Here is a 22,306-nt window from a genome sequence, read left to right as displayed (position 1 = left end):
TCATGAGTCTGGAAAACATCTCCTGCCAGAAAAGCTTCGGCGGCTGGCACAAACGTTACCGGCACCGTTCCGACGTGCTCGGTTGTGACATGGTGTTTGCCGTGTACCTGCCGCCGCAAGCCGAGCAGGGCGGCAAGTTGCCTGTCCTGTATTGGTTGTCCGGGCTGACCTGCACCGACGAGAACTTCATGCAAAAGGCCGGTGCCCAGCGCATGGCCGCCGAGTTGGGCCTGATCATCGTCGCGCCGGACACCAGCCCTCGTGGCGCCGACGTGCCGGGCGATCCGGACGGTGCCTGGGACTTCGGCCTGGGGGCGGGTTTTTATCTGAACGCCACGCAGGATCCGTGGGCACGGCACTATCGGATGCATGACTACGTGGTGCAGGAATTGCCGACACTCGTCGAAGCGCATTTCCCGGCCTCGGACAAACGCGGCATCAGTGGTCATTCCATGGGCGGTCATGGCGCGCTGGTCTGCGCCTTGCGCAACCCGGGGCGTTACCGCTCGGTGTCGGCCTTTTCGCCGATCAACAATCCGATGGATTGCCCATGGGGCCAGAAGGCTTTCTCTCGTTACCTGGGGGAAGACCGTTCGAAATGGCGTGAATGGGATGCCTGTGCATTGATTGCCGAGGCGCAGGAGAAGCTGCCACTGCTGGTGGACCAGGGTGATCGCGATGATTTCCTGGCCAACCAGCTCAAGCCCGAAGCCCTGCAACAGGCGGCCAAGGCTGCCGACCATCCGCTGGAACTGCGCCTGCAACCGGGCTACGACCACAGCTATTTCTTCATCGCCAGCTTCATTGATGACCACTTGCAGCATCATGCGCGCGCTCTAAAGGCCTAATGCAGGTAGAATCACGCCCTGACAAAAATCGGGGCGTTTTTTTATGCGTATTGGCCACGGCTACGATGTTCACCGTTTCGCTGAAGGCGATTTCATTACCCTGGGCGGCGTGCGGATCGCACACGGCTTCGGGCTGCTCGCGCATTCTGACGGTGATGTCCTGCTGCACGCCTTGAGCGATGCATTGCTCGGCGCGGCTGCCCTGGGTGACATCGGCAAGCACTTTCCCGACACCGACCCGCAATTCAAGGGTGCCGACAGCCGCGTGCTGCTGCGCCATGTGGTCTCGCTGATCCACGCCAAGGGCTGGAAAGTCGGCAATGTCGATAACACCATCGTTGCCCAGGCCCCCAAGATGGCGCCGCACATCGAAGCGATGCGCCAATTGATTGCCGAGGATCTTCAAGTTGAGTTGGACCAAGTGAACGTGAAAGCCACCACCACCGAGAAGCTTGGCTTCGTCGGTCGCGAAGAAGGCATTGCCGTCCACTCCGTTGCCTTGTTGCTGCGCCCATGACTGAACTGGAACTGTTGGGGCCGCGGGCCTACGGCGAACCGCTGGGCAGCGCGGTACTCAAGGCCACCGCTGAAGATTTCCAGGTCGATGAAGTGCTCGACATCCCGTTGACCGGCGATGGCGAGCACTTGTGGATCTGGGTTGAAAAACGTGGCTTGAACACCGAAGAAGCGGCCCGGCGAATCGCCAAGGCTGCCGGCGTGCCGCTGCGCACCGTCAGCTACGCCGGGCTCAAGGACCGTCAGGCCCTGACCCGCCAGTGGTTCAGCGTCCAATTGCCGGGCAAGGCCGATCCGGACCTGTCGGCGGCAGAGAACGACACGCTGAAAATCCTCAAGACCGCACGCCACAGGCGCAAGCTGCAACGCGGCGCGCACTCGGCCAATGGCTTTACCTTGCGCCTGACCCAATTCAAGGGCGACACGGCGGCGATCGATGCGCGCCTGCAACGGATTGTCCGCCAGGGCATCCCCAACTATTTTGGCGCCCAGCGTTTCGGCCATGACGGCGGCAACGTCGTCGATGCTCGGGCCTGGGCGGTGCGCAGGGCGTTGCCGGAACAGCGCAATGTGCGCTCGCGGCTGTTGTCCACCGCCCGCAGTTTCCTGTTCAACCGGGTGCTGGCGGCGCGGGTCGCCGACGGTACCTGGCAAAAAGCCCAGGTGGGCGATTTGCTTGCCTTCACCGACAGCCGCAGTTTTTTCCCGGCCGGCGAGGCTGAATGCAGCGACCCGCGCCTGGCCATTCTCGACCTGCACCCGACCGGGCCGCAGTGGGGCGAGGGACCTTCGCCTGCCGCTGGTGCGACGTTCGAGCTGGAACAAGCCATCGCCGCGGGCGAGGCCGATTTGCGGGACTGGTTGATAAACGCGGGAATGAGTCACGAACGTCGCATCCTGCGACTGCCCATTGGCGGGCTGTCGTGGCATTATCCCTCGCTGGACATTCTGCAACTGGAATTCGTCCTGCCGGCCGGATGTTTCGCCACTGTCTTGGTGCGCGAACTCGTCGATCTGGTGCCGGTGGGGCAGACGGACAGCCCATGCGTATTCTGATTTCTAACGACGACGGGGTGACTGCACCCGGTCTTGCCGCGCTTTATGCTGCGCTGGCGGATTTTGCCGAGTGCGTGGTCATCGCCCCGGACCAGGACAAAAGCGGCGCCAGCAGCTCGCTGACGCTCGACCGTCCGTTGCACCCCTGCTATCTGGATAACGGTTTCATCAGCCTCAACGGCACTCCGACCGATTGCGTGCACCTGGGCCTCAACGGCTTGCTGGAGCGTGAGCCGGACATGGTGGTGTCGGGTATCAACCTGGGCGCCAACCTGGGGGACGACGTGCTTTATTCCGGCACGGTTGCCGCCGCCCTGGAAGGTCGCTTCCTGGACAAGCCATCGTTTGCCTTTTCGTTTGTTTCGCGGCAGGTCGATAACTTGCCGACCGCCGCCTACTTCGCCCGTAAACTGGTCGAAGCCCACGGCGAGCTGGAGCTGCCGCCACGCACGGTGCTGAACGTGAATATCCCCAACCTGCCGCTCGATCACATCCGTGGCATCCAGCTCACTCGCCTGGGCCACCGTGCCCGCGCCGCCAAACCGATGCATGTCGTCGACCCGCGCGGCAAGGCCGGTTACTGGATCGCCGCCGCCGGTGATGCCGAGGACGGCGGGCCGGGCACTGATTTCCATGCGGTGATGCAAGGTTATGTCTCGATCACGCCGTTGCAGTTGGACCGTACCTTCAACGACGCCTTTCGAAATCTCGATGGCTGGCTGGAGGGGCTGCGCTGATGGCTCGTGAGCAAGACGATATGCTGCGCCGCGGAATCGGCATGACCTCCCAGCGCACCCGTGAACGACTGATCCAGCGTCTCTACGAAGAAGGTCTCTCCAACGCCCAGGTGTTGGAAGTCATTCGCCGCACGCCGCGCCATCTGTTCGTCGATGAGGCCCTGGCCCATCGCGCCTATGAAGATACGGCGTTGCCGATCGGCCACAACCAGACCATTTCCCAGCCATACATGGTGGCCCGCATGAGCGAGTTGCTGCTGGAGGCGGGACCGCTGGACAAGGTGATGGAGATCGGTACCGGCTCGGGTTACCAGACGGCGGTGTTGTCGCAACTGGTCGAGCGGGTGTTTTCCGTAGAGCGGATCAAGGTACTGCAGGATCGCGCCAAGGAACGCCTGGTTGAGTTGAACCTGCGCAACGTGGTGTTTCGCTGGGGCGATGGCTGGGAGGGGTGGCCGGCCCTGGCACCGTACAACGGCATCATCGTGACTGCGGTGGCCACCGATGTTCCCCAGGCCCTGCTGGATCAGCTTGCTCCCGGCGGGCGACTGGTCATTCCGGTGGGTGCCGGTGAAGTCCAGCAACTGATGCTGATCGTGCGCGAAGAACACGGTTTTTCGCGACACGTCCTGGGGGCGGTGCGGTTCGTGCCGTTACTCAATGGGCCGTTGGCCTGAGCATTTATAAACAGACGCTGAATTCCGTGGCCTGGCCTGTGTCTTACAGCGGCACCGATTTGCTGAACAGAGTCCAACGGCGTCGAGCAAACGTGTGCGGCGGCACATTGCGCTTCATTAATAGAGGCGCAGTCGTTGCCAGCTATATTTATATGAGTTCTGCCTGGATAGGCAGTTTCCAATTTTTCTGCCACCACAAAGGGAGCGGCGGGTGAGTCTCACAGTCATTGCGCAGCGTATGGGTATCACGAGCTTTCAGCGCCTGGTGACTGGCCTTGTCTTGAGCACTTTGCTGGTCGGATGTTCCAGTACGCCGTCGGGTAATGTCCGGGTTGTCGATCGCAACAACAGTGCAACACCTCAACGTCCTACAGTAACGACCGGCCAATATGTAGTCCGTCGCGGCGATACGCTGTTTTCTATCGCTTTCCGCTACGGCTGGGACTACAAAGCCCTTGCGGCGCGTAACAACATTCCTGCGCCTTATACGATTCACCCAGGTCAGACGATTCGCTTCGATGGCCGTAGCGGTTCAACGCCTACCGCAGTGGTTACGCAGTCGGGTTCGACGCCTTCTTCCTCGAGTAAAACCACGGTTATTCGCCGGCCGACGGGGGCTGAAGCGGCAACAGTACCGTCCGTCGCGAGCAAACCGACCCCCGTTCCGATGCCTCCGGCAGGCCCCGCCCCGACAGGCTGGGGATGGCCTTCTAGTGGCGTTCTCATTGGAAAATTCTCTTCAAACGGTAGTTTGAATAAAGGAATTGATATCGCCGGGGATTTGGGACAGCCTGTTTTAGCCGCGTCTGATGGCACGGTTGTGTACGCCGGGAGTGGTTTGAGGGGCTACGGCGAACTCGTGATCATCAAACACAGCGATACCTACGTCAGTGCCTACGGTCACAACCGCAGGCTGTTGGTTCGGGAGGGGCAGCAGGTCAAGGTCGGACAGACAATTGCCGAAATGGGATCAACGGGAACAGACCGGGTGAAACTGCATTTTGAGATTCGCCGACAAGGTAAACCAGTCGATCCGCTGCAATTCCTGCCACGGCGTTGATTTGATTGTCAGCCTGTTCCGTCACGTAGAGGGAACAGGCTCCAGCGTTGCCAAGGATAAAGGCGTCGCTTGAGCTTGAGGTCGAACTCACCAAAGGACTATAACAATGGCTCTCAGTAAAGAAGTGCCGGAGTTTGACATCGACGATGAGGTTCTCCTTATGGAGACCGGCATCGCTATGGATTCGATGTCGAATGATGAAGGGGCGACTCCACCTTCCGTTCGTGCCAAATCCAAACACTCCGCTTCGCTTAAACAACATAAGTACATCGATTACACCCGGGCGCTGGACGCCACTCAGCTGTATCTCAACGAAATCGGTTTTTCGCCACTGCTCTCCCCCGAGGAAGAAGTTCATTTTGCGCGGCTGTCGCAAAGTGGCGACCCGGCCGGTCGAAAACGCATGATTGAAAGCAACCTGCGCCTGGTGGTGAAAATCGCCCGACGCTATGTCAATCGTGGGCTTTCGCTGCTGGACCTGATCGAAGAGGGCAACCTGGGCCTGATTCGCGCCGTCGAGAAATTCGACCCCGAACGCGGCTTCCGTTTCTCGACCTACGCCACCTGGTGGATCCGCCAGACCATCGAACGGGCGATCATGAACCAGACCCGGACCATCCGGTTGCCGATTCATGTGGTCAAGGAGCTGAACGTCTACCTGCGGGCCGCCCGTGAGTTGACCCAAAAACTCGACCATGAACCTTCACCCGAAGAAATCGCCAACCTGCTGGAAAAACCGGTAGGTGAGGTCAAGCGCATGCTTGGGCTCAACGAGCGGGTCTCTTCGGTAGACGTCTCGCTGGGGCCGGACTCGGATAAGACCCTGCTGGATACCCTGACCGACGATCGTCCGACCGATCCGTGCGAGTTGCTCCAGGACGATGACTTGTCCCAGAGCATCGACCAGTGGCTTTCGGAACTTACGGACAAGCAACGGGAAGTGGTGATTCGCCGCTTCGGCTTGCGCGGTCATGAAAGCAGCACGCTTGAAGATGTGGGCCTGGAGATTGGTTTGACCCGTGAGCGGGTGAGGCAGATCCAGGTTGAAGGTCTCAAGCGTCTGCGAGAGATCCTGGAGAAGAACGGCTTGTCGAGCGAGTCGTTGTTTCAATAACCCAAGGCGAGTGCAGCAGAAAGGCCCTGATTGGCTGTGATGCTGTTCACTTGGAAAAAACGGTGCTTCTTTCAGAAATGAAAAGTGCCGTTTTTTTTGGCTTGGGTTTGGGGGTATATCCGTTTCTTCGGTCACGGCTACTTATGGTTCCGCCCTTACGGCGAGTCACTTTTGGAAAGAGCGCCAAAAGTAACCAAAAACGCTCTGCCCCACCACTCGACACCTCGCTTAGGCTCGGTGTGCCCTCACTCCGGCATTGCTCCGTGGGCCCGCCGCGAAGGGCCATTCATGGCCCAGCGCGGCTACCTCGGCATCCATGCCGAGGTGCCCACTCCACAATGCCTGCGTTCGGCCAGCGTGGTTTAACGGGGCGCCCAGATCAAAAGCCAGGGCGAGGCGGCCTTATAGCCGACCTGACTCCGGGTGGGACCGCGTTTCCCTTGTGGGAGCGGGCTTGCTCGCGAAGGCGGCGTTACAGTCGATGAAGATGTTGGATGTGCTGACCTCTTCGCGAGCAAGCGCTCCCACAGTGGGACTGTGTTGGATATGAATTTTGTGTCCGCTGAAGATTGAATGCGGGAGCGAGCCTGCTCGCGATGACGGTGGTTCAGTCACATGGATGTTGGGTTTGCTGGCCTCATCGCGAGCAAGCTTTGCTCCCACAGATCTGATGGGTGTACGACCGGGAGAGCCAGGTCGGCTGTTAGGCCGCCTCGCGGTGGACGTTGATCTCGGACGCCCCCGTTAACCACGCTGGCCGAACGCAGGCATTGCGCAGTGGGCATCTTGGCATGGATGCCGAGGTAGCCGCGCTGGGCCATGGATGGCCTTTCGCGGCGGGCCCATGGTTACTTTTGGCGCTCTTCCAAAAGTGACCCGCTGTAAGAGCGGAACCATAAGGCGCCGTTACCGCAGAAACGGATATACACACCACTCCTGAAACCCCCGCTCGTAAAACTATAGAACATCGCGACTGGTTCGAATCTTCTGCGTATCTGAAGAGTCGCTTTTCCAACCCCAACTCCATTTGTAGGTTCAGCGTGTAAGCCTTTGCCTAGTGTTACGTAAGCGATCAGTTCCCCATCGGCCGGACAGACCGCTATAAATACCGTGATCTTTTTGTATTTGACTGATTTATAACGAAAATTTGTTGATGAACGTAGCGTGACAGAGCAAGCCACCTGTATCAGTCGCGTTGCACTCGCCTGGGAAAATACTAATATCAGTCCTGTGTCGACGGACAGACACACCCGTCAAGGACGATGGGAAGGAAGGACATCGCAGGACGCGATTCATCAGGATGATGAAAAGGATTAAAGGGATTAGGGAAAAAATGTGGGCGGGTCAAACCGCCCCTTTTTTTTTGCCTGCGATTTCTTGACCCGAAAAAGCAAAAAGGCCCGCAAGGGGCCTTTTCCACGAAAGCAGCAACGATCAGCGTTCCAGATCCTTGAGCTTGCCTTCCTTGCCATCCCACTCTTCGGCGTCCGGCAGCGCATCTTTCTTCTCGGTGATGTTCGGCCAGATGTCCGCCAGTTCTGCGTTCAGCTCGATGAAGTTCTCCATGCCGGCCGGCACTTCGTCTTCCGAGAAAATGGCGTTCGCCGGGCATTCCGGTTCACACAGGGCGCAGTCGATGCACTCGTCCGGGTGAATGACCAGGAAGTTCGGCCCTTCGTAAAAGCAGTCCACCGGACACACTTCTACGCAGTCGGTGTACTTGCACTTGATGCAGTTGTCGGTGACGACGAAGGTCATTTCTAATTCTCTCCTCAGGCGGCGGCAGCGAAGCCCCTTCACGGTAGGGTCGCCAGGTTTGGGAGCGATAGTCTGCGAACCAGGCTAATAGTCCGCAGCATCCCAAACCGCGCGCGATTCTAACAGCTTGAAAGCCTGTGTGTTAGATCCGTGTCTTCAATGTATAGAGTAAATCCAGTGCCCGACGAGGTGTCAGGTCGTCCAGATCGAGCTTGGCCAGTTCATCGAGCACCGGATGCGGCAGGCTGGCGAACAGGTCGCTTTGCTGCGGTGCGGCCGGTTTGCCTTTGGTCGGGCGCGGCGCTTCGTGGGGCAGGCTGGTGGTTTCCAGGCGGCTCAGGTGCTCGCGGGCACGGGTAATGACTTCACTTGGCACGCCGGCCAGTTGCGCCACCGCCAGGCCGTAGCTCTGGCTGGCCGGGCCGGGCAGCACGTGGTGCAGGAAGACGATGCGTTCGTTGTGCTCGGTGGCATTGAGGTGGACGTTGGCCACCAAAGGCTGGCTTTCCGGCAACACGGTGAGTTCGAAATAATGGGTGGCGAACAGCGTGTAGGCCCGCAGGTGCGCGAGGCGTTCGGCCGCTGCCCAGGCCAGGGACAAGCCGTCGAAGGTGCTGGTGCCGCGTCCGACTTCGTCCATCAGCACCAGGCTGCGTTCGGTGGCGTTGTGCAGAATGTTCGCGGTTTCGCTCATTTCCACCATGAACGTCGAACGTCCACCGGCCAGGTCGTCGCTGGAGCCGATGCGGGTGAAGATCCGGTCCACCAGGGACAATTCGCAGCTGGCCGCCGGAACGAAGCTGCCAATATGGGCCAGCAGCACGATCAACGCGGTTTGGCGCATGTAGGTGGATTTACCGCCCATGTTCGGGCCGGTGATCACCAGCATGCGGGTGTTGTCGTCCAGGCTCAGGTCGTTGGCCACGAACGGCGTGGTCAGTACTTGCTCGACCACCGGGTGACGACCCTGGCTGATGCGCATGCACGGCTCACTGACGAAGCGCGGGCAATTGAGGTCCAGGTTCAGCGCGCGTTCGGCCAGGTTGCTCAGCACATCCAGTTCCGCTAGGGCGCCAGCAGTGTCCTGTAACGGCGGCAGTTGGCTGATCAGGTCTTCGAGCAACGCTTCATAGAGCATCTTTTCCCGGGCCAGGGCGCGGCTCTTGGCCGACAGCGCCTTGTCTTCGAACGCCTTGAGTTCCGGGGTGATGAAACGCTCGGCGCCCTTGAGGGTCTGGCGGCGAACATAATCGGCTGGTGCCTGTTCGGCCTGCTTGCTCGGCAATTCGATGAAATAACCGTGGATGCGGTTGTAGCCGACCTTGAGGTTGGCAAGGCCGGTACGGGCTTTTTCCCGGGCTTCGAGGTCGATCAGGAACTGGCCGGCGTTCTCGCTCAGCGCTTGCAGCTCGTCGAGTTCGGCGTCGTAGCCGGTTTTCAGCACGCCACCGTCACGGATCACCGCGGGTGGGTTATCGATAATGGCTTTTTCCAGCAGCGCGGCCAGCTCCGGGTAGGTGCTGGTGGTGCGCGCCAGTTGCTGCAGGTGCGGCGCTTCGAGGTCGGTCATCGCCACCTGCAATTCGGGCAACGCGCCGAGGGCATCGCGCAGGCGCGCCAGGTCGCGGGGACGGGCGTTGCGCAAACCGATGCGGGCGAGAATCCGCTCGATGTCACCGATTTCCTTGAGCTGCGGTTGCAACTGCTCGAAGCGATAACGATCCAGCAGGCAGGTAATGGAGGACTGGCGCGCCAGCAGCACGGTCAAGTCCCGCAGCGGCCGATTCAACCAGCGTGTCAGCAGGCGGCTGCCCATGGCGGTCTGGCAGCGATCGACCACCGATTGCAAGGTGTTGTCGCGCCCGCCGGCCAGGTTGGTGTCCAGTTCCAGGTTGCGGCGGCTCGCGCCGTCCAGCACCACGGTGTCATCCAGGCGTTCGTGCCGCAGGCTGCGCAAGTGGGGCAGGGCGGTGCGCTGGGTTTCCTTGGCGTAGGCCAGCAGGCAACCGGCAGCGCCGATGGCCAGGGTCAGGTTCTCGCAACCGAAGCCCTTGAGGTCCTGGGTGGAAAACTGCTGGCAGAGACTTTTCAGCGCCGAATCACGCTCAAAATCCCACGGCGCCCGACGACGCACGCCACGGCGTTTTTCTGCCGGCAGGTCTTTGGGCCAGTCATCAGGAATTAAAAGCTCTACTGGATTGACCCGTTCCAGTTCCGCCAGCAGGTTTTCCCAGCCCTTGATTTCCAGTACCGAGAAGTTACCGCTGGTGATGTCCAGCACCGCCAGGCCGAACAGGCGTTCATCGCCCAGCACTGCGGCGATCAGGTTGTCCCGGCGTTCATCCAGCAAGGCTTCGTCACTGACCGTGCCTGGGGTGATGATCCGCACGACTTGGCGTTCCACCGGGCCCTTGCTGGTGGCCGGGTCGCCGACTTGTTCGCAGATCACCACGGATTCGCCGAGCTTGACCAGCTTCGCCAGGTAACCTTCTGCCGCGTGGTAAGGAATCCCGCACATCGGAATGGCCATGCCCGCCGATTGCCCACGTGCCGTCAGGGTGATGTCCAACAGCTTGGCGGCCTTCTTTGCGTCCTCGTAGAAGATTTCGTAGAAGTCGCCCATGCGGTAGAACATCAGCTGATCGGGGTGCTGGTTCTTCAGGCGCCAGTATTGCTGCATCATCGGCGTGTGGCTGGAGAGGTCGTTCACGGCGGTATTCATGGGTGTCAGGCAAGCTCGTTGAAAGGTGTGGGGCAAAAGGAGGGGCATTGGCCCGGCTTTTCCGCGATGGGCGCAAGGTTAACATGGGTGGTCTGTGCTACCCATATGTGAGTGGTTTTTGGGATTGGGGACTTATCCGTTTTTTCGGTAACGGCTGCTTAGGGTTCCGCCCTGACGGCGGCTCACTTTTGAAGGGAAGGGCGCAAAAGTAAGCAAAACGCTTCTGCCCCACCACTTGGTGCCTCGCCTAGGCTCGGCATGCCTGAACGAAGGCATCGCTCCGTGGGCCCACTGCGCAATACCTTCGTTCAGCCAGCGTGGTTAACGGGGCGCCCGAGATCAACGTCCACCGCGAGGCGGCCTGATAGCCGACCTGGCTCTCCCGGTCGTACACCCATCAGAACTGTGGGAGCAAAGCTTGCTCGCGATGGCGGTGGCTCAGTCACATGGATGTTGGGTTTGCTGGCCTCATCGCGAGCAAGCTTTGCTCCCACAGGTGATCCTGGGTGTCCATGAGTTCTGTGTTCACTGCGGCCCATTGTGGGAGCGAGCCTGCTCGCGAAGGTGGCCTGACAGTCGGCCAGTCTCTCCGGCTATACCCGATCAATTGTGGGGAGCGAGCTTGCTCGCGATGACCGCAGCCAATACAACTTAGTTGTCACTGGACTACCGCTATCGCGAGCAAGCTCGCTCCCACATTGATTACTCGGGCTTCTCTTAGGTCTCGGCTTGCATCATGGATGCCTACCTCGGTTCAACCACATCCAGCGCCCGATTCGCCAGCAACTGGCTCAGCTCGATCATCTGTTGAACCCCCAGCAAGATATTCCGTCGCGAGCCCTTCAGGTCGAATGCCAGGTCGCTGACCATGGCGTTGGCCGAGGCCAGGGTTTCGCTGAGGTTGGCGAGCAGGCATTCGGCGTCGATGTTGGGGGCGATGATGAAAAGGGTGTCGGGTGTGTCGCAGGTTTCTTTGTCGGCTTTCGGCTTGAGGTAATAGTCCAGGGCGCGGGTGGCCGCGTCGTCGAGTTTCTTGGCGTTGGCCGATTGGCTGCGGGAGACGTGATCGTCTGGGGGATTTGGAGTGTTCTTCGGCATTCTATGGATCCTTGAAGTTGAGCCACCACTCACTCGCGACTAAACGAGGGGCGGCAGCTGTACGCAGGTTAGTCGACCGGGGATCCAAGAAACCGGCGCGCCCGAGGGCGCCCTGCGCACAGCTACCATCAAGTGCAGGAATAGAAGTACCTGACTGAATGGAGCAATGAGCACCTTGGAATACCGAGCGACTAAACCCGATCACTGATGGGCAGTGACAGGATCAAAAGTACCGAGGGGCCCCAAGGCGCACAAGCCGGCGGATTCTGGCGTAGTTGTAGGCAGAGGCGCAAGGCAAGGTAGCCTTGTGTTGCGCAGTTGAAGGACGCGATTGGAGTCTTTTCTTAGGGGCCTGTAGGGCAAATCCCGGGCGGGAGAGTTTGGCTTTTGTAGGAGCTGGCGAAGCCTGCGATCTTTTGATCTTTCGCTTGAGATTCAAGTGTCTGGGGAAAGATCGCAGCCTCGTTGCACTCGACAGCTCCTACACATTGCATATTTATGCAAAACAGCATTTGTCTTCTGCGAAAAGAACAAGCACTATGCGCGTTATGCAAAAACGCAACGTTTCTACCGTATTAAGAGCATTGCTCGATCAGCACGGGATCTCCCCCACGGAGCTTCACCGGCGTACCGGCGTGCCTCAGTCCACCCTCTCGCGGATCCTCAGCGGCAAGATCGTCGATCCTTCGGATAAACACATCTCGAAGATCGCCGAATACTTCGCTGTGAGCACCGACCAGTTGCGCGGGCGCGCGGACGTTGTGCCTGTCGGCAATGCCCGCCGCGATGAGCCGCACTCCGAACTCAAGGACATAAGCCTGTGGGACGACGAAACACCGGTCGAAGAAGACGAAGTGTCGGTCCCTTTTCTGCGCGAGGTTGAATTGGCTGCTGGATCAGGAAGATTCGTCATCGAGGAAAGCGAGCGCTCAAGCCTGCGCTTTGGCAAGCGCAGCCTGCGCCATAATGGCGTGCAGTTCGACCAGGCCAAGTGCGTGACGGTGCGCGGCAACAGCATGTTGCCAGTGCTGCGCGACGGCGCCACGGTTGGGGTGAACGCAGGCAAGTGTGGGATCGGCGACATTGTCGACGGCGACCTCTACGCCATCAATCACAACGGCCAACTGCGGGTGAAGCAGCTTTACCGCTTGCCCACCGGCATTCGCCTGCGCAGCTTCAACCGCGATGAGCACCCGGACGAGGACTACACCTTCCAGGAAATGCAGGACGAGCAAATCGTCATCCTCGGTCACGTCTTCTGGTGGGGCATGTACGCCCGTTAACCCCTCCGCTGTCAGATAAAACCCGCCGCCGTGCGGGTTTTTTTCGCCTCCTGAAAAGCCGCAACCCCCGTGTTCCCAAGGGTTTCATGCATTTGCGCACTGGTAACGCATAAATAAATGCATTTACGCATTGACTGTATATGCATCCATGCATATTCTGTGTCCAAGCCGCTCGACAAAGCGGCTGGCAACGAAGCTCTTTAGTTCCACCAACAGGCAGCGATGAACCGGCCTTAACGGTTCAGAGGGTTGGCAACTGACCCGGGTGTGCAGCGTAAAGCACCAGAAGCAGTTATCCGGCGGGCAGGGACCGCGGTCGGAGGAACAATTTGAATGGATCCGTACCGCGCCAGTCGCGCCGAAAGATCAAGCGCATTACTGAAAAGCCTGGGCAACCGGGCTTTTTGGAATGCCTGTGCCGCGAGGCACTTCAAACCGCCGCCAATGGGAGGGCTTTCGATGCTGAAGGATTTCAGATGCGGTCACTGCAAAAGACTTCTGGCCCGCATGGGCGAGAACACCGAACTCCAGATCAAGTGTTCCCGATGCGGAGCGTTGAATCATGTGAAGGCCGTTGAGCCTCGAGTGAACGCCGGCGAGCGAACAGCGTGCGGAATAGACCCTGCACGCCGTACTCAATGACATCCATCGAGGTAAGAAAAATGGAATTGCTTAAAAAAATCCTGCTGGCGACTGCGTTTCTGTCGTCCTTCGTATCCCTGAACAGTTGGGCTGATACGGCCCTGTCGTGGAACCTGGCCCGGGACATGTACCTCATGACCGAAGCGGCGCCGGCCGGTTCGCCCTGGTCGTTCATGCAAAACAAATCGGGGGTGAATGCCTCGGCCAACTACACGCTCTTTCCGACGTTCCAGGCCGGGGTATGCAATGGCAAGCCAACCACCTGCTGGCGTGACGACCTGACGGGTGCTTGGATCTCCATTCCCAACGCAAGCTTCACCTTCACCGGCTCGGGCACCAGTTTCGTGTTCAAGCAGGGCGACGTGGCCACGCATCCAGGCACCAACAGCCAGAGCATTTTCCGCTGGGCCAGTCCTGTCACCGGCAATATCAACGTGCTGGGCCGGGTCAATGACCTGCATAACGCTTGCGGGGACGGTGTCGGCTGGTCGCTCAACCTGGGTGACACCGTGCTCCAGTCCGGGAGCCTGGCAAACGGCGGCAGCGCCACGTTCATGCTGAACAGCATCGCCGTCACGCCGACGTCTTCGCTTTATCTGGTCATCGACAGGAAAGCCAACAACTCCTGCGACGCGACCAGTCTCGACATGCTCATCACTCGATAGCTTATCGATTCTCTCGTTCTTAACCATCACCCCCCAGGAAGCGTGACATGACAAACGAGCAACAAGCGTTGCTGGACATGCCGATCTGGCTGGTCATCGTGCTCGCCCTGGTGGGCGGGGTGTCCGGCGAGATGTGGCGCGCAGACAAGGAGGGCGCCCGTGGCTGGTCGTTATTGCGGCGCCTGGCCTTGCGCTCCGGTGCCTGCGTGGTCTGCGGCGTATCGGCAACCATGCTTTTGTACGCCCTCGGCATGTCGATCTGGAGCGCCTGCGCCTTGGGTTGCCTGACCGCCATGGCTGGCGCCGATGTGGCGATCGGTCTTTACGAGCGCTGGGTCGCCAAGCGGATCGGCGTTTGCGAAGTCCCTCCGCGGGACGTTCCTCCCGACCAGCAGTGACTCGACATCGCTGATCTATGCCAAAGGAGGCAATCAATGCCTGCCCTTATCGAAAAACCGTCGCAGCTGTTTGTCGCCATTGCCCAGACGCTGCGCGCCATTTATCCCGCCTTGAAAGTCGGCAGCCCCCAGGATTTCGATGGCACCGACGATCAACCCTGGGTGCTGATTGCCCTTGAGCGTGATGCGCCCGGTAACCGCGCCAATGACGGGCGTATCGCTCATGTCCTGACGGTTTCCTTGCAAGTGGTCATGGCCGTTCCAGGATGGGATGCCTGCGATCTGGCCGGGGAGTTGAAACACCTGGTCATGGATAACCGCTGGGGGCTATCGGGCGATCAATGCGACCTGCCCACGGAGCTCGATGGCCTGCCATCCACGTTCATTAACCCGGCGCGGGCGTACACCGCCTGGACCCTTTCCTTCAACCAAACCCTGTACTTGGGCCCGACGCTGTTGGAAGACCCGCTGGGCATCCCGAAGTTTGCCCGTACCTGGGAAGTGTCGAACATCGACGACCCGGACCAATACACCGCACTCGAGGGCTGACCCATGTTTGATGCGCTGTTACGGATGCATCTGGGGCCGATCATCGAGCGTCTGGCGCAGATGGAAACCGAGCTGGAAGACATGCATCGGCGGGCGGAGAGTTTCTGCCGCATCGGCGTTTGCCAGGAAGTCGACGCGGCCAGCAGTACCTGCAAAGTCAGCCATGGCGGACTGCTAACCCCGGCGATCCGCTTTTTCAACCCGAGTGCCGGGGCCCAGAGCGAGTCGCGGATTCCGTCCGTGGGTGAGCAATGCCTGTTGCTCAACCATGGCGGCGGCGAGAGCGGCGGGCAGGCGGTGGCGTTGTTCGGCCTCAACGGTGGTCAGTTCCCGCCCGTCTCGACCCAGGCCTCGCTGACGCGGCGCCTCTATCAGGACGGTACGGAAAACGGCTACGACCACGCCAGCCATGTCCTGCACTGGCAAAACGGCCCGGCGGCGTTCAGCGGTTCTCGTGAAGCCCTGCAGTTGAACATTGGCCCGTCGCGGCTGGCGATGACACCCGAGGTCATCGAATTGCAAGTCGGCGCCGTCGGCATTCGGCTCGACGCCTCCGGTGTGCACCTGAGCGGCCCGGTAGTGGATCACCAGGGACGCGTCATCAGTACCGCATAAGAGATTTCCTCATGATTGGAATCGATCGAAACACCGGCGCCACGGTCGACGACTGGCTGCAGTTCGTGCAGCGCGCCACCCGTGCATTGACCACGCCGTTGGGCACTCGCCAGAAGCGCCCGTTGTATGGCTGCGCACTCACGCAGTTGCTGGGGCAGAACCTCGGTGACGACCTGCTGATCCTTGCCCAGAGCCACGCGGCCCAAGCGTTCTACAACCCGGATAACGGCATCGATGATTTCGAGCCGCAGGTCATTGTCGCCAGCCGACAGGGGGCCGGATTGTTGTTGCGTTTCGCCGGCACCTGGAAAAACCGCAAACAGACTTTCGAGGTGGTGACATGAGCATGTTGATACCCGGCCAGAACCAACTGGCCGAACCGGCCATCGTCACCGTCGAAGCGTTTGAGGACCTGCTCGCCGAATTCAAGACCTTCGTGGTTGAGTACGTCGGCGCACGCTCTCCCGCCAGCGCGGCTAAGCTGGTGGACAGCCTCGAAAACGAAAGTGAACTGCTGACCCTGGCCCTTGAGGCGTTCTGCGTCCGACTGCAAACCCACGAACGCAAATACAACGCCCGCATCAAGCAGATGTTGGCGTGGTGGGCCACGGGCACCAACCTCGACGCTCGCCTCGCGGACATGGGCCTTGAGCGTCAGTTGCTCGATCCGGGCGATCCGGCGGCATTCCCGCCCATCCCCGCGGTCTACGAGAGCGATGACGATGCACGGTTGCGCTACTACCTGGCGCCCCATGCCCCGGCGGCCGGATCGCGCATGCAGTATCGGCGGGAGATTTTTACCTTGGGTGAACGGCCGGTGGTGAAGGTTGAAAACGCCTCGGCGGGTGTGGTGACGGTCACCTACACCTTCGACCCGGATGGTCATGCGGCGCAGGTCAAGGACGGTAATGGGCGTCGCACGGCACCGGGCGAAGTCACGGTCACAGTGCTGTCCCGTGACGGCGACGGCACGCCGACCGAGGCACTGCTCGACGGTGTTCGCCAGCATTTCGCCCGGCCGGATGTACGCCCGGAAACGGACCTGGTCATCGTCCAGGCCGCGCAGATCAAACCTTACAAAATCCGCGTCGTGGCGAAGATCAATGCCGGCCCGGATTCAGGCTTGACCCAGGTTGCCGCCGAGCAGCAGTTGCAGGCGTATGCCGAGGCGTGTCATCGCCTGGAAGGGCGGGTGGATCCGAGCTGGATCGACTACACGCTGCACAGCGCGGGCGCGGTTCAGCTGCAGATTCTCGAACCGCTTGCGCCGATTGTGACGACGGCTTTTCAAGCCCCGTACTGCACGGGCATCGAGGTCGAGGTGGATACGTTATGAGTGACGACACACCTCGCCCGAGCCTGCTGCCGGTCAACAGTTCACCGCTGGAAAGGGCACTGGATCTGGGGTTCGCGCGGTTGCTCGAACGCATCGATCCGCCGTTTCCCGAGCTGATGAACCCGGCGACCACGCCCTTGGCGTTCCTGCCGTATCTCGCGGCGGATCGTGGGGTCAACGAGTGGAGCTCCGCAGCGCCCGAGGCGGAAAAGCGCCTGACCGTTGAACTCGCCTGGCCTACCGCCCGGCAGGCCGGGACGCGAAAGGCGCTGGAAAATGCCGCCAAGGGTTTGCAACTGATGCCTGAGGTGCGCGCCTGGTATGAGCAAACACCCCCTGGCCCGCCCTACAGTTTTTCCGTCAGGGCATTTACCGAGCAGCCCTACAGCGAAGAAATCGACGCCCGTCTCGACCGTCGCCTGGCGGAGGCCAAAAGCGAGCGCGACACCTTGAAGGTGTCTGTCGGCTTGAGCGCCTTCGGCCGTCACGTCATCGGCGCCGCCACGCTGTGCGGCGAACTGACCACGGTTTATCCGATCGTCATCGAAGGGCTGGAAACCTCGGGCCAGGCCTTCATGGCCGCCGGACTCTACACCGTCGAAACCTCCACTATTTATCCACAGGGGTCCTAAATGGCCGACTACTACACCCTACTCACCGATGCGGGGATCGCCTACGAAACCGCCTGCAAGGCGGCGGGCACACCGATCAAGCTGTCGCAGATTTCCGTCGGTGACGGCGGCGGCGCAGAATACTACCCGGCTGCAACGGCGACGGCACTCAAGCGCGAAGTCTGGCGCGGGCCGCTCAATGCGTTGTTCCAGGATGAAAACAACCCGAGCTGGCTGCTGGCCGAGGTCACCATCCCCTCCGATGTGGGCGGCTGGTATGTGCGTGAGGCCGGGATCTGGACCGATACCGGGATCCTGTACGCGATTGTCAAATATCCGGAGTCGTTCAAACCGGTGTTGGCGACGTCCGGTTCGGGCAAAGAGTTCTACATTCGATCGATCTTCGAGACCAGCAATGCTGAGCTGGTGACGCTGCTGATTGACGACACGGTGGTCAAGGCGACGCGGGCCTGGGTTGCAAGTTACGTTGCTGATGAGCTTGCCAAGCTCGACAGGAAGCAGTCGGTGCGGGTGGCGACGACGGCCAACATTGTCTTGAGTGGCGCGCAGGCGATAGATGGTATTGCGGTGATCGCCGGAAATCGGGTCCTGGTCAAGTCCCAGACCTTGGCAAAGGACAACGGTATTTACGTGGCCGCGAACGGCGCTTGGGTTCGGGCAAAGGATGCCGATGCGAGTGCGGAAGTGACTTCGGGTTTGATTGTCTCGGTGGAGGAGGGCGCGACGCTTGGCAACACGATCTGGCAGTTGATTACCGATGGTGTGATTGTGCTGGGCACTACGGCGTTGGCGTTTCAGAACATCACTCAAGGGTTTGCGCCGCTCAATTCGGCCGCGTTGCTGGGCGTCCCGACGGCTCCGACTGCACCGGTCAGCACCAACAATCAGCAACTCGCGACGACTGCGTTTGTGCAGCGTGCGCTCGGCAACCATTCGAGCGTTGGTGGGCTGGACGCGAGTACCGTTCTGACTGCGGATGCGTTCGGTAAGTCGTTCATCATCAACTCGGCCAACCCAGTGAATATCACCTTGCCAAAGGCAAGCACTGGGTTCAATGGCGGCACCATTAACCTGCTGAATGTATCGACCGGTACTGCAACCATCGTCCTGCAAGGAACGGATTATGTGGCGGGTATTGCTGCCAATCAGTTGGTGCTCAAGACACTGGACAGCATCACGTTGTCGACTGGCGCGGGCATCACCTGGTATGCGGAGAACGGATCGGTGCCGGATGCGTTGTCTACTGCATTCAATGGTGGGGTTCGGGCTGTTCTGGACAAATTCGGTCTGGGCTCGGATGCAGCGAAAATCCCAGTGATCAGTGACTTCTCGGATGACATCAAGCCTGGGCTCTATAGGGCATTTACGCTGGGGCATCCTGAAGCATCTGTCGGTGGGCCGCCAGAAACGAGCGGTATTGGCGGTACGTCCATGACGGTGATCGTCGGCGGTGGCTATCTCACGTCCAGCTATAAGACATTTCTGGCAATTATCAACCTCAATGCAACCGGCCCGACGAGGATATATGTCGGTCACAAAGTCACTGCCGGGGAGCCGCCGATTTGGAATGAAATCGCGCAAAGTGTCCATCTGCCCTATCGCGCAAAAGTCTATTACAAGGCTGCCGGGGTCTACCAATGGACGGTGCCAGCGAATGTCTGGAAGGTTTTCGCAGAGGTTCGCGGTGGCGGCGGAAGCGGCGCCTTCGGGACATTGGACACCGGTGCTGGTGGCGGCGGCGCAGGCGGAATCAGCCAGCGACTCGTCTCTGTCACGCCCGGCTCAACAGTCACCGTGACCGTGGGAGCGGGAGGCGCATACGTGACAGCTGTCAACACGGTAGGCAATCCGGGTGGTTCTTCTTCCTTTGGTCCGCATTGCTCGGCAACAGGCGGCGCAGGCGGGCTGGTGGTTGGCGGTGCTGGCGCTGGTTACGGCTCTGGCGGCGACTTCAACGGTTCGCTAGGTGCCGGAAATCCACCGGTGCGTAATGCGGCGTCCAATGGCGGGATTGGCGGTGCTGGAGGGGGCGGAGAGAGCATTTTTGCCGCAGTTGACACTACCACGCTGACGCAGCCCGGTATGGGAGGGGGCGGCCGAATCGGGACTCGATCTCAGGCCGGTGCCGACGGTTGTGTCTTCATCACCTATTGAGGGGAAACTGTATGTTGTGGGCAAGAATTGAAAACGGGTCGGTGGTCGAAACTACCGACCTCGATCCCTCTGAACGTTTCCACCCGGATCTATCGTGGCAAGCCTGTCCATCCGACGTGCGACCAGGTTGGGCCATCATCGACGGGGAGTTTTCCCCACCCCCAGTGCAGGCCTCTACCGAGCAAGCCGAGGTCGAACGGGTATGGCGTAATTTTGAGTTGGGGGCCACGGAATGGTTGGTTACACGTCACCGTGACGAACAGGATTTAGGCGTGGCTCCTACGCTGACGGTGAAGCAATTCCCTGAACTGCTTTCCTACCGTCAGGCACTTCGGGATTGGCCGCAAACAGCGACGTTTCCCGGTGCTGAATTTCGGCCCATCGCACCACCGTGGATCGCCGAGCAATCCCAGTAAACGCCCCGCATCGACGGGGCGTTTTCTTACTCATCCAAAACCCAACAGCCCCTTCCTCAAGGGGCTTTTTCATATCTGGAGAAACACAAATGGCACCACGCCAAACCTACACCGTGCTCCTCCCATTCCCCACCGGGGGTGGTCACTGGTCGAGCGTCGGCCAGGAACTCGATCTGCTCGACGTCGAGGCCAACGCCTTGCGCAGCGCCGGTCGCCTGGCGTTGAAAAAAACCGAAGCCGTCGAACCGGCTTCTGTATCCACCAAGGCCTTGAAGGCCGCCACCAAAAAGGCTGAATAACCATGGCTGAGGTTTTGAACTTCGAGCACAACGGCATTACCGTCAATGCCACCGAATCTCCCGAGGCCATGGGTGGCCTGGGTGACAACGTCATCGGGCTGGTCGGCACCGCGCCGAATGCCAACGCGCTGATTCCGAAAAACACCCCGTTCCGTATCAACAGCTTCACCACCCAGGCCCAGTTGGACCCGACCGGCGCCGAGGCGGGTACGCTGTTCCAGGCGGTTTACCAGATCCTCAAAGTGGTCAAGGTGCCGGTCTACGTGGTCATCGTCGAAGAGGGCGCGACACTGGCCGACACGCAGAACAATGTGATCGGCGGCATCGAGGCGCAGACCGGTCGCAAGCTGGGCCTGGCAGCGCTGAGTGGGGTCGCTGAAGACCTGACCATCATCGGCGCGCCGGGCTTCACCGGCACCAAGGCGGTGGCCAGCGAGTTCGCCTCGTTCGGCAAGCGCATCAAGGCCCGTGTGGTGCTCGACGGCAAGGACGCCGCGGTCGCTGATCAAGTGACCTACAGCCAGGAACTGGGCGGCGCGGACCTCGGTTTCGACCGTTGCCTGGTGGTACACAACATGCCGGCGGTGTACTCCAAGGCCGCGAAGAAAAACGTCTTCCTGGCCCCGTCGAGCCTGGCCATCGCCGCCCTCGCCAAGGTCAAGCAATGGGAGAGCCCGGGCAACCAGGTCACCTACGCCGAAGACGTCTCGCGTACCGTCGAATACAACATTCTCGACACCTCCACCGAAGGCGATCTGCTCAACCGTTACGGCGTCAGCTACTACGCCCGGACCATCCTCGGCGGCTTCTCGCTGCTGGGCAACCGTTCCATCACCGGCAAGTTCATCAGCTACGTCGGCCTCGAAGATGCCATCAGCCGCAAGCTGGTGAAGGCCGGCCAGAAGGCCATGGCCAAGAACCTGACCAAGTCGTTCATGGACCAGGAGGTCAAGCGCATCAACGACTGGCTGCAAACCCTGGTCGCCGACGAAACCATCCCTGGCGGCAGCGTGTACCTGCATCCGGAATTGAACAGCGTCGAGAAGTACAAGAACGGCACCTGGTACGTGGTCATCGACTACGGCCGCTACGCGCCGAACGAACACATGATTTATCAACTCAATGCCCGCGATGAAATCATCGAGCAGTTCCTGGAGGACGTTCTCTAATGTTTACCAACCGCGTAAGACAGGCCATCGCGGCCACCCTGCAAGGCCTGCCGTTGTCGGCAACCGTGGAAGATTTCACCCCGCCGAAGATCGAATTCGAGATGGAAGAGATGCGCGGCGGCCGTTTCATTGGTGAGGAAATGGCCAAGGGCGGCAAGGTGCTGACGGCCAAGCTGACGCTGCAAGGTCTCGGCCCGGAAGTCATGCTGGCGCTGGGCGTGAGCGTGGGCGACGACATTCTGCTGAACGTGCGTGAAGCCGGCCAGGATCAGGACGGCAACACCTGGTTTACCTACCACACGGTGGGCGGCAAGTTGAAGTCCCTCGAGGAAACTCCGCTGAAAATGACCGAGAAGCCCAAGACCAACCTGGAGCTGTCCTGCCGCACCTACAACCGCCTGGAAAACGGCGTTCCGGTGATCGACATCGACGTGCGCACCCAGAAGTTCGTGCTCAACGGTGTCGACATTCTCGGTGATGCGCGCCGTGCGGTGTTGTTGCCCTAAGCCCTTACCGGCCGGCTAGATGCAATCCCTGTGGGAGCGAGCTTGCTCGCGATGGC

General features: G+C 60.2%; 24 protein-coding genes and 1 pseudogene. 22 read left to right on the top strand and 3 right to left on the bottom strand.

Annotation, left to right across the window (positions count from 1 at the left end; translation table 11 throughout):
• The first annotated feature begins 2 nt into the window (after window positions 1-2).
• The 7 genes from fghA (at window position 3) to rpoS (ending at window position 6,008) form a co-directional block, all read left to right on the top strand.
• Window positions 3-848: an S-formylglutathione hydrolase gene (gene fghA / locus AB4O09_RS24915; RefSeq protein WP_003198277.1), complete on the top strand. Its 846-nt coding sequence runs from the start codon at window positions 3-5 to the stop codon at window positions 846-848.
• A 43-nt stretch (window positions 849-891) separates the two neighbouring features.
• Window positions 892-1,365 (top strand): 2-C-methyl-D-erythritol 2,4-cyclodiphosphate synthase, encoded by a 474-nt coding sequence (gene ispF / locus AB4O09_RS24910; protein ID WP_003184863.1) that lies wholly within the window; start codon window positions 892-894, stop codon window positions 1,363-1,365.
• Entirely contained in the window at window positions 1,362-2,420 is a 1,059-nt protein-coding gene (truD, locus tag AB4O09_RS24905) for a tRNA pseudouridine(13) synthase TruD (RefSeq protein ID WP_013692390.1), read from the top strand. The genes ispF and truD overlap by 4 nt, the downstream gene beginning before the upstream one ends.
• Window positions 2,408-3,157: a 5'/3'-nucleotidase SurE gene (surE, locus tag AB4O09_RS24900; protein ID WP_038856712.1), complete on the top strand. Its 750-nt coding sequence runs from the start codon at window positions 2,408-2,410 to the stop codon at window positions 3,155-3,157. The genes truD and surE overlap by 13 nt, the downstream gene beginning before the upstream one ends.
• Window positions 3,158-3,198: 41 nt before the next feature.
• The gene (locus tag AB4O09_RS24895; protein ID WP_170862085.1) at window positions 3,199-3,834 is read left to right on the top strand and encodes a protein-L-isoaspartate(D-aspartate) O-methyltransferase; all 636 of its coding nucleotides are present in this window, start codon (window positions 3,199-3,201) and stop codon (window positions 3,832-3,834) included.
• Window positions 3,835-4,045: 211 nt separating this feature from the next.
• On the top strand, window positions 4,046-4,894 hold the full coding sequence (locus tag AB4O09_RS24890) for a peptidoglycan DD-metalloendopeptidase family protein (protein ID WP_100264191.1): 849 nt from the start codon (window positions 4,046-4,048) through the stop codon (window positions 4,892-4,894).
• A 106-nt stretch (window positions 4,895-5,000) separates the two neighbouring features.
• Window positions 5,001-6,008 (top strand): RNA polymerase sigma factor RpoS, encoded by a 1,008-nt coding sequence (gene rpoS, locus AB4O09_RS24885; protein WP_003198289.1) that lies wholly within the window; start codon window positions 5,001-5,003, stop codon window positions 6,006-6,008.
• Between the two features lie 1,434 nt (window positions 6,009-7,442).
• Here the strand turns inward: rpoS and fdxA are convergent.
• Window positions 7,443-7,766: a ferredoxin FdxA gene (fdxA, locus tag AB4O09_RS24880; RefSeq protein WP_003198291.1), complete on the bottom strand. Its 324-nt coding sequence runs from the start codon at window positions 7,764-7,766 to the stop codon at window positions 7,443-7,445.
• A gap of 142 nt (window positions 7,767-7,908) precedes the next feature.
• Window positions 7,909-10,476: a DNA mismatch repair protein MutS gene (gene mutS / locus AB4O09_RS24875; protein ID WP_167331288.1), complete on the bottom strand. Its 2,568-nt coding sequence runs from the start codon at window positions 10,474-10,476 to the stop codon at window positions 7,909-7,911.
• 299 nt (window positions 10,477-10,775) lie between these two features.
• Here mutS and AB4O09_RS24870 point away from each other — a divergent pair.
• A pseudogene (locus AB4O09_RS24870) lies at window positions 10,776-10,853 on the top strand (nucleoid-structuring protein H-NS); the annotation flags it as partial.
• A gap of 379 nt (window positions 10,854-11,232) precedes the next feature.
• Here the strand turns inward: AB4O09_RS24870 and AB4O09_RS24865 are convergent.
• Window positions 11,233-11,586, bottom strand: coding sequence for a DUF6124 family protein (locus AB4O09_RS24865; protein WP_003198296.1), 354 nt, complete (start codon window positions 11,584-11,586; stop codon window positions 11,233-11,235).
• 548 nt (window positions 11,587-12,134) lie between these two features.
• On the opposite strand from AB4O09_RS24865, the gene AB4O09_RS24860 reads away from it, so the two are divergent.
• From AB4O09_RS24860 to AB4O09_RS24795, 14 genes are all read left to right on the top strand, one after another.
• Window positions 12,135-12,869, top strand: a complete 735-nt coding sequence (locus tag AB4O09_RS24860; protein WP_028237204.1) for a LexA family transcriptional regulator — start codon at window positions 12,135-12,137, stop codon at window positions 12,867-12,869.
• 459 nt (window positions 12,870-13,328) lie between these two features.
• Window positions 13,329-13,511 (top strand): Com family DNA-binding transcriptional regulator, encoded by a 183-nt coding sequence (locus AB4O09_RS24855; RefSeq protein ID WP_080587817.1) that lies wholly within the window; start codon window positions 13,329-13,331, stop codon window positions 13,509-13,511.
• Window positions 13,512-13,531: 20 nt separating this feature from the next.
• The gene (locus AB4O09_RS24850) at window positions 13,532-14,176 is read left to right on the top strand and encodes a hypothetical protein (protein WP_003198300.1); all 645 of its coding nucleotides are present in this window, start codon (window positions 13,532-13,534) and stop codon (window positions 14,174-14,176) included.
• A 47-nt stretch (window positions 14,177-14,223) separates the two neighbouring features.
• Entirely contained in the window at window positions 14,224-14,574 is a 351-nt protein-coding gene (locus AB4O09_RS24845; protein ID WP_038855972.1) for a phage holin family protein, read from the top strand.
• A 36-nt stretch (window positions 14,575-14,610) separates the two neighbouring features.
• Window positions 14,611-15,123, top strand: a complete 513-nt coding sequence (locus AB4O09_RS24840; protein WP_038855973.1) for a hypothetical protein — start codon at window positions 14,611-14,613, stop codon at window positions 15,121-15,123.
• Window positions 15,124-15,126: 3 nt separating this feature from the next.
• On the top strand, window positions 15,127-15,738 hold the full coding sequence (locus AB4O09_RS24835) for a phage baseplate assembly protein V (protein ID WP_460107579.1): 612 nt from the start codon (window positions 15,127-15,129) through the stop codon (window positions 15,736-15,738).
• 11 nt (window positions 15,739-15,749) lie between these two features.
• Window positions 15,750-16,082, top strand: a complete 333-nt coding sequence (locus tag AB4O09_RS24830) for a hypothetical protein (protein WP_018607976.1) — start codon at window positions 15,750-15,752, stop codon at window positions 16,080-16,082.
• Complete coding sequence (locus AB4O09_RS24825; RefSeq protein WP_038855975.1) at window positions 16,079-17,074, top strand: baseplate J/gp47 family protein; 996 nt, start codon at window positions 16,079-16,081, stop codon at window positions 17,072-17,074. The genes AB4O09_RS24830 and AB4O09_RS24825 overlap by 4 nt, the downstream gene beginning before the upstream one ends.
• Complete coding sequence (locus AB4O09_RS24820) at window positions 17,071-17,706, top strand: phage tail protein I (protein ID WP_038855976.1); 636 nt, start codon at window positions 17,071-17,073, stop codon at window positions 17,704-17,706. Before AB4O09_RS24825 ends, AB4O09_RS24820 begins: the two co-directional genes overlap by 4 nt.
• On the top strand, window positions 17,707-19,860 hold the full coding sequence (locus tag AB4O09_RS24815) for a phage tail protein (RefSeq protein ID WP_241768649.1): 2,154 nt from the start codon (window positions 17,707-17,709) through the stop codon (window positions 19,858-19,860).
• 11 nt (window positions 19,861-19,871) lie between these two features.
• Window positions 19,872-20,276 (top strand): phage tail assembly chaperone, encoded by a 405-nt coding sequence (locus AB4O09_RS24810; RefSeq protein ID WP_038855977.1) that lies wholly within the window; start codon window positions 19,872-19,874, stop codon window positions 20,274-20,276.
• Window positions 20,277-20,365: 89 nt separating this feature from the next.
• A complete protein-coding gene (locus tag AB4O09_RS24805; RefSeq protein WP_038855978.1) occupies window positions 20,366-20,575 on the top strand; it encodes a hypothetical protein in 210 nt (69 codons plus the stop codon).
• A 2-nt stretch (window positions 20,576-20,577) separates the two neighbouring features.
• Complete coding sequence (locus AB4O09_RS24800; protein ID WP_038855979.1) at window positions 20,578-21,744, top strand: phage tail sheath protein; 1,167 nt, start codon at window positions 20,578-20,580, stop codon at window positions 21,742-21,744.
• On the top strand, window positions 21,744-22,250 hold the full coding sequence (locus AB4O09_RS24795) for a phage major tail tube protein (protein ID WP_038855980.1): 507 nt from the start codon (window positions 21,744-21,746) through the stop codon (window positions 22,248-22,250). The genes AB4O09_RS24800 and AB4O09_RS24795 overlap by 1 nt, the downstream gene beginning before the upstream one ends.
• Window positions 22,251-22,306 lie beyond the last annotated feature (56 nt).

This window comes from Pseudomonas sp. H1_F01 (genome assembly GCF_054681425.1).
This window is presented reverse-complemented; position numbering and strand designations above follow the sequence as displayed.